Below are 12,823 nucleotides of genomic sequence, written 5' to 3' on the forward strand. Positions count from 1 at the left end.
AGTATGAAAGCAGAACAGTTACAAGTGATTAAAGAGCGCGCAGAGAAAGCGACAAATGGTCCATGGAAAGTCGTAAAAAGCGAGGAATCAGGTGTTCAAATCGGCACTACTTGGGAAAGTGGGCAACTAAAAGCGTGTGTGCCGGTTGTAACTACAGCACATGGTAAAGGCAGCGTGACAGTTTATATTAACGACAGAAATGCGGAATTTGTCGCACATGCACGTGAAGATGTACCAGCACTGATTGCAGAGATCGAGCGATTACAAGCGAGCTTAGAACTTACAGAAAAATGCTACGAAATTTGCGAGCGTGGCATGTTCAAAGCAAATGACATGTTTATCGAAACGAAAAACAAGTTAGATCAAGTCGAACTAGCAGAAGCGAAAATGCGAATGGAGAATGAACGGTTACGTGAAGTGTTGAAGCAAGTTTTGGAAGACGAAGCACCAAATTGTGACGGGTATGAAACGTTTATTCACGCTACAGCTCGAAAAGCATTGGAGGTGCGACCATGACGCTCATGACACTAAAGAAATTTACTGTCGACAGTATTGCTGAAAAAGGAAATTGCCACGTTATTCAAATTAAACCGTTTGGCATTGAGTTAGTTGACAACTCTTCTCGCGTGTATAACATGAGGCCCTTTGAAATGGTTGTAGATGAGCGCGGCATTATTCATAACTACAGCGACCAAATAAGAGTGAGTGTAGATAACTCCGCGCAACGTACGATCACAGTTGATACGATGAATATCCTTACCCTTGCACATCATCCAGATGTACAAAAAGAAATTGATAGATTGCTAGGGGTACATCAAGAAAGTGAAGACGAAAAGTTAGAAAGATGGGACGCGATGTTACAAGACGTGAATCAAGTGATTGAGCAAGCATCTTCCGCAGTCCGCGATATCCATATCGAAATGTTATTCAGCGATTTACTCGAGATGCATCGACAGCACGCGATTGATATTGCACTGACTAATCGTGACGAGGTTACCTTTTATCAGCTGACGAGAGTAGGTGAGCAATTATGATTCCGGCATTTGCTAACCTTAGTGATTTAGCTTCTCGCTTTGATCCAAATAAAATTCCGTGTGAAATTAAATTCGAATCGTTTATCTATCGTTCGAAAGAGGTTATACGCGAAGGGGCTCATAGCATTATCAAGTACCGATGCGAAAAAGAACGCCATAATATCAAAGTTTATTACGTGGATGGAATCGTGTTCAAAGTGGATGCAGACTATGCTATCGAGGAGGTACCAGTACATTGATTTATCAAAGTGAGCAACAAGCGCGGCAGGGAGTAAAATCTCATACACATGCGCACCGTGGAAAGTTTTTAGAACGCGTGATTGATATGGCCAATACAAAATACCGCAATGCAGGGTTAGCCGACATTCGCAAAATCCCTACGCCAGTGCAAATTAAACATTCTAAGGGACGCGAGGTAATCGGACGAAAAGAAAAAGCTGAGTGGGTGGATTATGCCGGTGTATGCAACGGACGAGCAGTTGTTTTTGACGCCAAAGAAACGAGAGGCAAGAACTTCCCGTTAAAGAACCTACACGATCATCAGTACGAATTACTGAAATCATGGTACCAGAAAGGCGCTATCTCCTTCCTGCTTGTTTATTTCAAAGAATTGGATAAATACTACCGCCTACCATTCAAACCGCTTTGTGCGGCATGGGAAGAGGCAAAAAACGGTGGTGCAAAATCTATCCCTATTGCCACATTTGAAGCAGAGGCATGCGAAGTAAAATCGATGGACGGTTATACGCTGCATTATTTATTGCCGTTTCTTTGAAGAAAATTATATACGGGGCTAACCTAGTAGCCCCTGAAAGGAGATCGAACATGTTAAATCGAGCAATTGAAAAACTAGAAAATGAAATGACTGCATCAAATAAGTATGTGCAAGTAGTTGGCCAGTTTCTACTGGAGTACATCCAAGCGCAACCAGACGCCGCTGTAAAAATTTTAGCAGAGGACAAAACAGTAAAAGGTAGCCTGCAACATATGAAAAACGCGGCTCGTAAGCAAGCTGTTGATGGTATGGCAATGCTAACGGAGGAAGAAGGCTTCGCCATCGTGTTGAAGTATTTTGATATAGAGGGTCCGCCAGTACTGAAACAAGCTCCTGTACCAAAAGTTGAAGTACAAAGCGCGGCACCTGCAGCACCAAAGAAAGCCAAAACAGCAAGCAAAAAGAAAAAGCCATCTGAGAAGGTTGTCCACTTTCCAGGCACGGAATTTGTTCAGACAACACTTGATGACTTTTTTAGCGAGGGGGAATTTTAGTGAACGCAACAGAAGCCACTGCACATTTTCACGAAAATCCAACACCCGAGCTTATACAGTTTGTAATCGATCATGCTTTGGAGCATAGCCGTTACATCTTCTACAAGCGTGTGGTAGGTAGCTTATACAAAGGCTACTGCACGCACTGTGAGGAAGATAGCTATTTAGAGCAACCATTAAAACACAATAAAGTGACTACTTGTCCAAATTGTAAATCAAAATGTATCGCATTTCAAGCTGGGCGAGGACGTGGTCAATTGGTGGACCGTGTTTACGTGGAATTTGCAGATAAATCATTAGTGGATCCAGCGGCGATTACTGTATCTGGTTATTGGGTGGTACGGGACTACAGAGAGGATTATTTGCAGCCAAAAACAACGTATAACCGATGTGCTATGTATATTTTCAAGCAGGGTGCGTCATACATGTTCAGTCGTGGGCGTTGGTATAGTGCATACACGAAAAATGTAAACCCTCACTCCTTACACAATACGATGATGTTCGGCAGGGAGCAGGCGTTCTTCAGCCGCGCATCCCTCAAAAAAGCGATAAAGGGTACTTCTTTGCAATATTCGATGGCGCTCAAATATGAGAATCACCATCTGATTGAATACTTGGCGCTTTATTGCAAGTACCCGTTTGTAGAGATTCTTACAAAGCTGAATCTAATAGGCGTTATCGAGGCACGTCTAAATAAACAATCCACAAAAGGTTTGATCAATTGGCGCGGCAAAACGCTAGATAGCATTATAGGTTTACCAAAGAGAGACTGGAAACACTTCAAGAACGCAACTGAGCCAAGTAAGCAAATTTCATGTACAACTTTAAAGTATTTTAAAGATATACGTGCATCGCATCCAGACATACCACCAGCTGACTTGCTAGATATTTGTTTGGAGTTGCAGTACAACACGTATCTGTTACTAGAGGTGCTAGCAGAAACGAAACAGCCGCTTAAAAAGATACATGCATACTTAATTAAGCAATTTGAAAAGTACCAAGAAAAATATGCAGGTATTGCGAGTGTCTATATTACTTACCGCGATTATATTCGACATTGCAAAGAGATGAATATGGATGTGACGGATCCGTCTAATTTATTTCCGCGAGATGTACATGAAATGCATCAGCGCCAAATTGAACGTAAAAAAGCGATTGCTAATGCGAAATACAATGCACGTATTAAGCGCCGCGCTCGAGAGCTAGCTCACAATACATTTGAATACAACGGCTTATTCATTCGACCTTTTGCAAGTGCGATGGAACTCACTGTAGAAGGCAACCGGTTAAAGCATTGTGTTGCTGGGAACTACGCACAACAGTATGCAGACGGTAAAACAGAATTGTATATGGTGCGGTCTATTGATACACCAGAGCAGCCTTTCTTCACTGTAGAAATAAAAAACAGACGTGTAGTGCAGTGCCGGGGCTTTGAAAATTGTGTACCTACGGAGGACGTAGAAGCATTCATGAAGGCGTTTAATGATGCGGTACTGCATCCGAAGAAATCGTGGGCAAGGAAGGTGATTTAGATGCAGGCACCGGCACCATTTTACGTAGAACAGAAAATCCCTATCGCTCGGTGGATGTATCCGGGGAAGGCATACAAAGCGCGGCTAATTTTAGTGCCGCGCAAGTATGACGAAGCAGTCTTATATATCTATGTTCTCGATGAACAGCATGTCATAGCTTACCGAGATGAGGAAATGACGAGTGAGCTAGGCAAGTTTAAATTGGAGCATTTCGAAAAGATTAAAGAATTGCCGATAGAGGAGCCACCTAAGCATACTTGCGCGCTTCTACGACCAGTAACGTTAGGTATGTTACTGGATGTACCAGAACATGTTGCTTACCAGCTAAACGCGAAAAAACAGGCAGCAAAAGAGCCGATTCCTGCACCCGTTGAGCCGGTTAATGAACCACTTACTGTAGAGACTGGACAAGAAGAGGAAAAAGACGAACCAGTGAAAGTGCGGATATTGCCCGCGGATCCACCAGCGAAATATGAGCAACTGGAACTTGCATTATTTTAGGGAGGCATATGCATGACACCGATCGCACCTTCTACCAACTCATGCATTACAGGATATCGACAAACGAATGAGTGATTGGTTAGCTTCCGGTGGGAAAGATGATGATCCATATATGTACCAGCAATTACGGTACGCAGAGAATATCGTTGCTGTATTGACTAAGAGAGGGGATAACAATGGGGAAAATTAAAATTACTGAATGTCGTTACTGCGACAGTGGCTTTCCGACAATGTATGAAGGTGATAGAGTCTGTGCTTCATGTGGAGCCGAATGGGAGCCAGTAGTAGTAGAAGTTGATGAGTCTGAATTAGAGTAGTGAGCATTTGAAACAAAATAATGAGTAAAGGAATGGTAGGTATGTCTAATTTAAATGATGAAATTGTAAAATGTTCGAATTGCAATAAAGAAATAGAATCATTAGATGGAGTCGATTATAGTCAAGAGAATAATGCGGTATTATGCAGTTTTAATTGTGCAGTGGATTATTACTTTGATGTAATGAGAAGTACACCATTAGAAAATATTATCGATGAAATGGCTGATATGGAATTCACTAACGGAAAATTGCGATACAAAAATCGCTAAACATTTCGTCAAAACGGCTTTGAAACAAAATGAGGTGAATTTATGAAGTGTCCAAATTGTAAAACAGGGGACTTATATATTTACAAAGAAACTACGTGTGTATATCGTATTCCTCTGACAAAAACGAACGCTCCATTTAAACAAAAATCCTATCATAAACCTACGGGAGAATACGATACGGATAAAGATTATTTGAGGTGTACAGAGTGTCGTTCGCATTTTTTATATGAGTTAAATGAGAAAGGTTTAGTCGATAAAAATTCAGTAGTAGAGGGTGACTGGACTAACTTTGGTTAACTGTTCCTACTAAGCATTCCGTCAAAAATAAGGAGCAACTATGACCAGAAGCAGACGTAAAAAGAAAAGTAAACTCCACGACTTTGTAGATTTTGTATTATCCATAGTTGAAAGTATTTTGCCATAAAAAATAGCCCAGCATACGCCGAGCCACCTCAAAATCTATCAAACTTATACACGTAACTCCATTATATACGAGGTGGGCGACATGGGCAAAGAATCAACTCAACAAGCAATAACATTAGAAGACGGTGTACACATTGTACAGGGCGGTAAAATTGTAGATGTACTGTTACCGAAAGAATACGGGCAGGACATTATTAATTGGCAACATGGTTCAGTTTTCGAGGTGAGCGAAAGTAAACGTCGCCGCATTAAAACTAAATAGTCTTTTACGGAAAACACCGGAGGACATGAAGCTTAGAGACAAGGGCAGTCTCTAGCTTTGTGTCCTCTTTTTTTATTTTAAAGGGGGCAACGGGCATGTATTTTCCAGATTTAATCGAAGAATATAAGCAGTCATTGAAGGATTTACGGGAGAGTGGTGGTTGTTTAAGTATGCAGCGTGACTTGATGGAAGCTATTAAGTGGATGGAGACAGGTTATGATCCAGCTGAATATAGAGCAGCTACTCGTACAGATGCAATTCCTATTGACCCGTACCATATGCAAACATTTATGGCTTATGTGAATGATGATTTATTAATGCCACAGCATTTTCAATTGGAAAGGGAACTGGTGAAAGAAGGAAAGATATTAGAAAATAACTATATTCGTGAAATGGAGCGTGTGGAGAATGTGAAAACAGAAATTAACGTTGCGTTACAAGGACTTACAAAAGATGAAAGAGCGGTTTTCATAGCAATTAAAGCCGAAAGAATCCCTTTCAGTAAAGTGGCTCACATGATGGGCATTAGTAAAAGTACGGTGCAGAGTTACTTGGAGCGAGCCGAGCGTAAAATCAAAAATAATTTAACGAACGGTGTGCAACCAGATTTATTTGATAGGACATAATAGTTTTTGCCGTACGAATACCCATATTATGAAACGCTCGTTTTTACCATAAAATAAAAAACAACTGAATATAGCTAGTTTTTAACTGGAGTGCGGTGATGGACGTAGTACTCTTTTTCTAAGCTTGTAAAACCGTTTAAATGTATTGAATAGACTTAATGACGTAGCAAATAATAATGGGAAGAGATAAAATATTTTGGGGGCTATTGTTAAAGGTATAGTATCGATACCCATTTTATCATATGAAAATGCGGTACCAAAATTAACGCTTTGAATAGCGCTCATTATTTTCGTTCATCATCCTCTCGATTGGTAATGCATGCTATTCAGAGTAATACTTAAAGCAGAAGAAGGGCAAAGGGAAATATTGTAATAAAATGAAATGTAGGTTATTATTAAAAATAAAAAAATAAGGATGAATTAAATGTATGAAGGGATGTTTATTTTTAATTAGTAAAACCCTTGTAATGATGATAAGTATTTTTTTAATTACTTTTATACCTACTACTGAAAATGAATTTGCTATTTTTTGTGCTTCGAGACTAGCTTTAATTTTATTGGTATGTATAGATTACATTGGTGTTTTTATTAATAATGAAGGTGTTGAAAAATTAATTGGAACTATAGGTATATTAGTAACGTTTGTTTTAATTTGTTTCGAGTTGTTGTTGGTGGGGAATTTAGTGGTACCAATAGAAAATTATACATATATTAGTGGTAATAGTTCTAATTATTTAACGAAATACATACCAAATATTAAAATTGAGTGGTATTTAATGACTGTATTTGGTTCAATAATAGCTATGTTAGGCTTAGAAACTTTAAATTATAGCGGTAAAACGTTTTATAATTCTTTAAAAAACAAAGCCAATAATATAGAAGATGGGATAGGTGAAGATCATGTTAAACATTAGTCATTTAATCACTCTTCTTTTAATATTTTCTTTGTCAGTGTTAGTAGGCGGAATAATAAGAGTTGCCTATAATTCAGATAAAGAAATAAATATGTTCATTAGATTAAAATCATTATTTGTATTACAGATAATTTTACCTATAATAACGCCGATTTACTTAAAAAAGAACCGTTATAATGTGATTAATACCATTGAAAATGATAAGCACCTTAGCGAAGAACGTAAGGAAAGATTATTAAGTATTTTAAAAGATGATGAACGATTTTATAGAATTGTTCATTATTCACGTTATGGTTATATTCTTCATTTTAAAACGTTTTTGGATAAGAATATCGAAGGTTTAAATTTATACAGAAGGCAAAACGGAAAAGAGTTGAATGTAGGAGTAAAATTCACTTTTACAGGACTAACTAATCCATTTGTTATCAATAATCTGATGAAACAACCTGATTTTTTTGAAAATATTTATAAAGAAGGTAATTAAAAGTGCCGTACTTAAGTTACGGCATTTTTTTATTTTTTCAAAACAACTAGCATAATATGATGGTAGCAAAAACGTGTTAAGGAATTACCTTCCGGGCCGAGGTATGATGGAGTGGGAGGTGAGAATATGACAAAATATTTAGTAACATGTGTAATTGAAGATGATAACAATATTGGGAAAGAAGTTGTTGCAGATTCACCTAAGGATGCTATTGATAAAGTAGCCGTGCAATATGGTAGTACAGACTTATTTGTTTTTGAAGATGGATATAAGACGGAGTTTGTTAAAAATTCAAAAATAATTAAGTTTATAGTTGTTGATTTAGATGAAAAAGAAAAAATTGACAATGAAAATGCAACAGCGATGGCAGATTTATTTGATTCATTAAATAGGTAAAGTAAAGAGGAGGTCTTGATGCCTCCTCTTTATTAATTTAAAAAGCAAATAGCATAATGGGGTGATGCCATTGATTGAACGTAAATTAACAATTAAACAACAAGCGTTTGCGGATGCGTATATTGAGCTAGGGAACGCTACACAAGCTTATTTGAAGGCTTATCCTAATGTTAAAAAAGAAACAACAGCTAAAGCGAATGCGAGTAGATTGCTAACAAATGCTAACGTTTCCGCTTATATAGTCGAACGTATGGAAGAATTGAAGTCTGAACGTGTAGCGGACCAGCAGGAAATTTTGGAGCTACTAACGTCAGTATTACGTGGTGAGGCACAATCAGCGGTATTGCGCGGCATTGGGGAAGGTGCTCAAACGATTGATGAAGAAATGCCACCTACGACTGCTGAGCGTATTAAGGCTGCTGAGCTTCTGGGCAAGCGATACGCAATGTGGACGGATAAACAGGAAATCAGCGGCACGGTTACACCGATATTCGTTGATGATATAAGCGGTGAGAAAAAATGACGACAAAAAAGTTATCTGAACTCATTCCGAAAGCTTTCCATCCCCTATGGCATGCCGCGCTTGCGAAGGATATTTTACATGTTGTTTGCAAGGGTGGTCGTGGTAGCGGTAAGTCATCGAATATAGCGCATATATTTGTGCAGCTACTCATGCGTTATCCAGTCAATGCTGTGGGGATTCGTAAGGTTGATAACACAATTGAAGCATCGATTTTCGAGCAAATTAAGTGGGCTATTCATGAGCAAGGGGTAGCGCATTTATTTAAGATTAATAAGAGTCCGATGCGTGTAACATATATGCCGCGCGGTAACTATATGATTTTCAGAGGCGCACAGGATCCTGCACGTATCAAATCTTTGAAAAGTGCTGAATTCCCATTTGCATTATGCTGGGTAGAGGAAATGGCTGAATTTAAAAATGAAGATGAAATTACGACCATCACTAACTCGCTGTTGCGCGGCGAGCTGGATGATGGCCTTTTTTATAAGTTTTTCTATTCATATAATCCACCGAAAAGAAAGCAATCCTGGGTGAATAAAAAGTATGAGAGCTCGTTCCAACCAGATAATACCGTGGTACATCATTCTACGTATCATGACAATCCGTATATTTCAAAGCAATTTATTGAAGAGGCAGAAGCTGCAAAAGCACGAAATCCATTACGTTATCGCTGGGAGTATGGTGGCGAAGCGATTGGCTCAGGTGTTGTACCATTCGATAATTTAGTTGTTCAGAAGGGCTGCATTACCGATGAGATGGTAGCTTCATTCGATAACATTCGTAACGCGGTTGACTTTGGTTATGCTACGGATCCATTAGCGTTTGTGCGCTGGCATTATGATAAAAAGAAAAATGCTATCTATGCCATTGATCAAGTATACGGTGTGAAGATTAGTAACCGCGCGCTAGCGAAAAAGTTAAAGGAGCGCGGTTATCAAAATGACCGCATTGCGGCAGATAGCGCGGAGCCGAAGTCCATTGCGGAGCTTCGTGATGAGTTGGGCATTCCACGTATTTACGGTGTGAAAAAAGGCCCTGATAGCGTTGAATATGGTGAGGAATGGCTAGATGATTTAGATGCTATTTACATTGACCCATTACGCACACCAGATATAGCTAAAGAATTTGAAAATATTGATTATCAAACAGATAAAGATGGCAATCCATTGCCGCGCTTAGAGGACAAGGACAATCATACGATTGATGCAACACGTTATGCATTTGAAGGTGATATGCGTCCATCTACATTCAGTTTTGATTAAGAAAGGTGTGAACATGCATGACAGGTTATTTCCCGTTTCAGGGCAATACGACAGAGACAGATAAGTTAAATCAATTAATATCCCAGCACACGCCAATGGCTACGGATGATTTGAAAGCACTTGAGCGCGCGGTTTTACGATTTTTAAAATCAGATGAGCGTAAATGGATGTTACTGGGTGAGGCTTACTATGAGGGTGAGCATGATATTTTGAAGCGTGAGCGTACAGTTATCGGACCGAATGGCATGCAAGTGCAAGCCGAGCATTTACCGAATAACCGCCGCGTCGATAATCAATATGCGATGTTAGTAGACCAAAAGGTGAACTATTTACTCGCCAAACCATTGACGGTAGAAACGCAAAACGAGCAATATCATGCCGCGCTCAAGCAGGTGCTAAACAAGCGTTTTCATCGTTTATTGCGTAATGTAGGTGAAGCTTCGTTAAATCAAGGGCTTGCTTGGCTGCATCCCTATTATGATGAGAAAGGCCAGCTCGCGTTTAAGCGGTTCCCTGCGCATGAGATTCTACCTTTTTGGGAGGATGGCGATAAGACTAGTGTGAAGTCGGCTATGCGTATTTACAATATTGTCGAGCCGCAGGGAACGAAAGAAAAGATTGTGACCAAGGTAGAGCATTATCAGCTAGACGGTATCGATCATTACGAATGGGTAAATAATGCGCTTATTCCAGCAGAGGCTCGTTCGTATTATTTAACATTGGAGTCCTATGCCGGTGAAGAGCTACAGGTGGATTATTTGAATTGGGAGCGTCTGCCGCTCATTCCTTTCAAATACAATCACAAAGTTATCCCATTAATTAAGCGCGTGAAAAACCTTCAGGACGCATACAATAAAATTCTTTCAAATTTCGAGAACCATATGGACGAGGACACGCATAATACCATTATCGTACTAGAAAATTATGATGGGCAAAACTTAGGTGAGTTCCGTCATAATCTTGCAAAATTTGGCGCGGTAAAAGTACGTTCAGATGAGGGTAGCCGCGGTGATGTCCGTACACTTGAAATTACCGTAAACAAAGATAATTATGAGTCCATTTTGAAATTGTTCAAGCGGGCTATTATTGAAAATGGCAAAGGTGTAGATATGAAGGACGAGCGCATGGGCGGCAACATGAATCAGATGAATATTCAATCAATGTATTTGGATATTGATTTAGACGCTAATGCAATCGAAACGGAATATCAAGCCGCATTTGAGGACTTGTTATGGTTCGTCAATCAGGATTTTGCTAATAAGGGACTAGGTGACTTTGAAGGTGAGCAAGTAGATATCATCTTTAATCGTGATGTATTAATCAATGAAACAGAGGTTATTGAGGGCTTAGATAAATCAACGTATTTATCTGAGGAAACACGCATTGCCCAGCACCCGTATGTGAAGGATGTACAGTTGGAACTTAAGCGCAAAAAGCAGGAAGAACAGGCCGCGCTTAACATGCATGACAATTACGATGATACATTTAAGCAAAAGCAGCAGGGAAAAGATGGTGATGAAGATGGTGAATAATATTTGTGAATATTGTAAGAAGCCATATGTCATTAATGAATCCCGAGCAAAGGATGCCGCGCGGTTTTGTGAAGAAATTTGTGAGGTCATGAATGAAATAGAGGATGAGTTCAATGACTAAGGAGAAAGGGACAAAGCAGCCGCGCAATTATTGGCGCAAACGATTTGAGCTATTAGAAGATGCCCAGCACCGCCGTTCCGTTTTTTATTATGCTGAACTTGAGAAGATATACATTAAAACGATGGCTGAGCTTGAGAAGGATATTCTAAAGTGGTATGCGCGGTTCGCTGACAATAACGAAATTACACTAGATAAGGCTAAACGTTTGTTGAAATCTGACGAGCTGCGCGAGTTTCGTTGGACAGTAGAAGAATACATTGATTATGGCCAAAAGAACGCGATGAATCAGCAGTGGATGAAACAGCTTGAAAATGCTTCCGCGCGGGTTCATATTAGCCGATTAGAGTCCCTACAGATACAAATACAGCAGCACATTGAAAAGTTGTATGACGGGCATATTAAAGGCTTTGAGCGGTTCATGAAAGAGAGTTATCAGTCCCAATACTATCATACAGCTTTTGAAGTGCAGCGTGCTTTTGGTGTTGGTTTTACGTTACAGAAGCTCGATGAAAGGCTGTTAACGCAAGTGATTAGTAAGCCTTGGACAGCAGATAACCTGACTTTCAGCTCCAAACTTTGGCGTGATCGTGGCTTGCTAATTGACACGTTACACAAGGAGCTAGGACAATCTGTTGCGCGCGGCATAGGACCAGAAAAGATTGTGAGTGCGGTGCATCAAAAGCTTGGCTCGACCGCTTCTAAAAATCAAGTGCGCCGTTTGGTCATGACGGAATCCTCCTTCTTTAGTGCTGCCGCGCAAAAGGCCGCATTTGGAGAGCTCAATGTTGAGCAGTACGAAATTATTGCCACATTGGACAGCAAGACCAGTGACATATGCCAATCTATGGACGGGAAAGTATTCAAAATGAGCGATTTTGAGCCAGGCATTACAGCGAATCCGTTTCACCCTTATTGCCGGACGACGACCGCGCCATACTTTGATGACGATGATTACAGTCAGCGCGCGGCCAGAGATCATAACGGCAAAATTTATTATATTGATAGCAAAATTAAATATCCAGAATGGTATGAGCGTTTTGTTGCGTAAGTAGAATATGGTATAATATGGATTATCTAGTACATGTACGGAATCTTAAAGCGTTAAAGGTAAAAGATGTTACAGGAATGGACGTAAGGGATGAGGTTTACTATCTTTATAATGAAAGTGGAGAAGTCTTACTTACGGTTCCAACAGAAAAGGTTATAGTTATCGCAAGTACAGCGATAGCAGACGTAAAATAGTTGAAAAAGTCACTCATTGATTTGAGTGGCTTTTTCTTTTTGCCATACGATTGCCTTATATATGAAATACTTTCCGCCAAAAGCTCAAACAGGCGTAAAAAGCGAATGGAGCAAAC

At 39.7% G+C, this 12,823-nt stretch carries 18 protein-coding genes and 1 pseudogene; all 19 read left to right on the plus strand.

The window, feature by feature from the left end; translation table 11 throughout:
* Positions 1-3: 3 nt before the first annotated feature.
* Positions 4-516, plus strand: coding sequence for a hypothetical protein (locus AAGS61_RS01620; protein ID WP_391366617.1), 513 nt, complete (start codon positions 4-6; stop codon positions 514-516).
* Positions 513-1,034: a hypothetical protein gene (locus tag AAGS61_RS01625; RefSeq protein WP_391366618.1), complete on the plus strand. Its 522-nt coding sequence runs from the start codon at positions 513-515 to the stop codon at positions 1,032-1,034. Before AAGS61_RS01620 ends, AAGS61_RS01625 begins: the two co-directional genes overlap by 4 nt.
* Positions 1,031-1,273 (plus strand): hypothetical protein, encoded by a 243-nt coding sequence (locus AAGS61_RS01630; RefSeq protein ID WP_391366620.1) that lies wholly within the window; start codon positions 1,031-1,033, stop codon positions 1,271-1,273. The genes AAGS61_RS01625 and AAGS61_RS01630 overlap by 4 nt, the downstream gene beginning before the upstream one ends.
* Entirely contained in the window at positions 1,270-1,809 is a 540-nt protein-coding gene (locus tag AAGS61_RS01635; RefSeq protein ID WP_391366622.1) for a Holliday junction resolvase RecU, read from the plus strand. Before AAGS61_RS01630 ends, AAGS61_RS01635 begins: the two co-directional genes overlap by 4 nt.
* A 50-nt stretch (positions 1,810-1,859) precedes the next feature.
* The gene (locus tag AAGS61_RS01640) at positions 1,860-2,303 is read left to right on the plus strand and encodes a hypothetical protein (protein WP_391366624.1); all 444 of its coding nucleotides are present in this window, start codon (positions 1,860-1,862) and stop codon (positions 2,301-2,303) included.
* On the plus strand, positions 2,303-3,835 hold the full coding sequence (locus AAGS61_RS01645) for a PcfJ domain-containing protein (RefSeq protein ID WP_391366626.1): 1,533 nt from the start codon (positions 2,303-2,305) through the stop codon (positions 3,833-3,835). Before AAGS61_RS01640 ends, AAGS61_RS01645 begins: the two co-directional genes overlap by 1 nt.
* Positions 3,836-4,336: a hypothetical protein gene (locus tag AAGS61_RS01650; RefSeq protein WP_391366628.1), complete on the plus strand. Its 501-nt coding sequence runs from the start codon at positions 3,836-3,838 to the stop codon at positions 4,334-4,336.
* A gap of 34 nt (positions 4,337-4,370) precedes the next feature.
* Positions 4,371-4,526, plus strand: a pseudogene (locus tag AAGS61_RS01655) (DUF6877 family protein); the annotation flags it as partial.
* A 168-nt stretch (positions 4,527-4,694) separates the two neighbouring features.
* Complete coding sequence (locus AAGS61_RS01660) at positions 4,695-4,922, plus strand: hypothetical protein (RefSeq protein ID WP_391366630.1); 228 nt, start codon at positions 4,695-4,697, stop codon at positions 4,920-4,922.
* 42 nt (positions 4,923-4,964) lie between these two features.
* A complete protein-coding gene (locus tag AAGS61_RS01665; protein ID WP_391366632.1) occupies positions 4,965-5,219 on the plus strand; it encodes a hypothetical protein in 255 nt (84 codons plus the stop codon).
* Positions 5,220-5,427: 208 nt separating this feature from the next.
* Positions 5,428-5,607 carry a hypothetical protein gene (locus tag AAGS61_RS01670; protein ID WP_391366634.1) on the plus strand — a complete coding sequence of 60 codons (180 nt, stop codon included), beginning with the start codon at positions 5,428-5,430 and terminating at the stop codon, positions 5,605-5,607.
* A 95-nt stretch (positions 5,608-5,702) separates the two neighbouring features.
* Positions 5,703-6,233 carry a sigma factor-like helix-turn-helix DNA-binding protein gene (locus tag AAGS61_RS01675; RefSeq protein WP_391366635.1) on the plus strand — a complete coding sequence of 177 codons (531 nt, stop codon included), beginning with the start codon at positions 5,703-5,705 and terminating at the stop codon, positions 6,231-6,233.
* A 428-nt stretch (positions 6,234-6,661) separates the two neighbouring features.
* Positions 6,662-7,147 (plus strand): hypothetical protein, encoded by a 486-nt coding sequence (locus AAGS61_RS01680; RefSeq protein ID WP_391366637.1) that lies wholly within the window; start codon positions 6,662-6,664, stop codon positions 7,145-7,147.
* Positions 7,134-7,631 carry a hypothetical protein gene (locus AAGS61_RS01685; RefSeq protein ID WP_391366639.1) on the plus strand — a complete coding sequence of 166 codons (498 nt, stop codon included), beginning with the start codon at positions 7,134-7,136 and terminating at the stop codon, positions 7,629-7,631. The genes AAGS61_RS01680 and AAGS61_RS01685 overlap by 14 nt, the downstream gene beginning before the upstream one ends.
* A gap of 126 nt (positions 7,632-7,757) precedes the next feature.
* The gene (locus AAGS61_RS01690) at positions 7,758-8,027 is read left to right on the plus strand and encodes a hypothetical protein (protein ID WP_391366641.1); all 270 of its coding nucleotides are present in this window, start codon (positions 7,758-7,760) and stop codon (positions 8,025-8,027) included.
* 70 nt (positions 8,028-8,097) lie between these two features.
* Positions 8,098-8,550 (plus strand): terminase small subunit, encoded by a 453-nt coding sequence (locus tag AAGS61_RS01695; RefSeq protein ID WP_391366643.1) that lies wholly within the window; start codon positions 8,098-8,100, stop codon positions 8,548-8,550.
* Complete coding sequence (locus tag AAGS61_RS01700; RefSeq protein ID WP_391366645.1) at positions 8,547-9,812, plus strand: PBSX family phage terminase large subunit; 1,266 nt, start codon at positions 8,547-8,549, stop codon at positions 9,810-9,812. Before AAGS61_RS01695 ends, AAGS61_RS01700 begins: the two co-directional genes overlap by 4 nt.
* Positions 9,813-9,829: 17 nt before the next feature.
* Positions 9,830-11,344 (plus strand): phage portal protein, encoded by a 1,515-nt coding sequence (locus AAGS61_RS01705; RefSeq protein ID WP_391366647.1) that lies wholly within the window; start codon positions 9,830-9,832, stop codon positions 11,342-11,344.
* Between the two features lie 113 nt (positions 11,345-11,457).
* Entirely contained in the window at positions 11,458-12,513 is a 1,056-nt protein-coding gene (locus AAGS61_RS01710) for a minor capsid protein (RefSeq protein ID WP_391366649.1), read from the plus strand.
* Positions 12,514-12,823 lie beyond the last annotated feature (310 nt).

Source organism: Lysinibacillus sp. KU-BSD001, from assembly GCF_042920265.1.
In the GTDB taxonomy this organism is placed as follows: Bacteria; Bacillota; Bacilli; order Bacillales_A; family Planococcaceae; genus Lysinibacillus_B.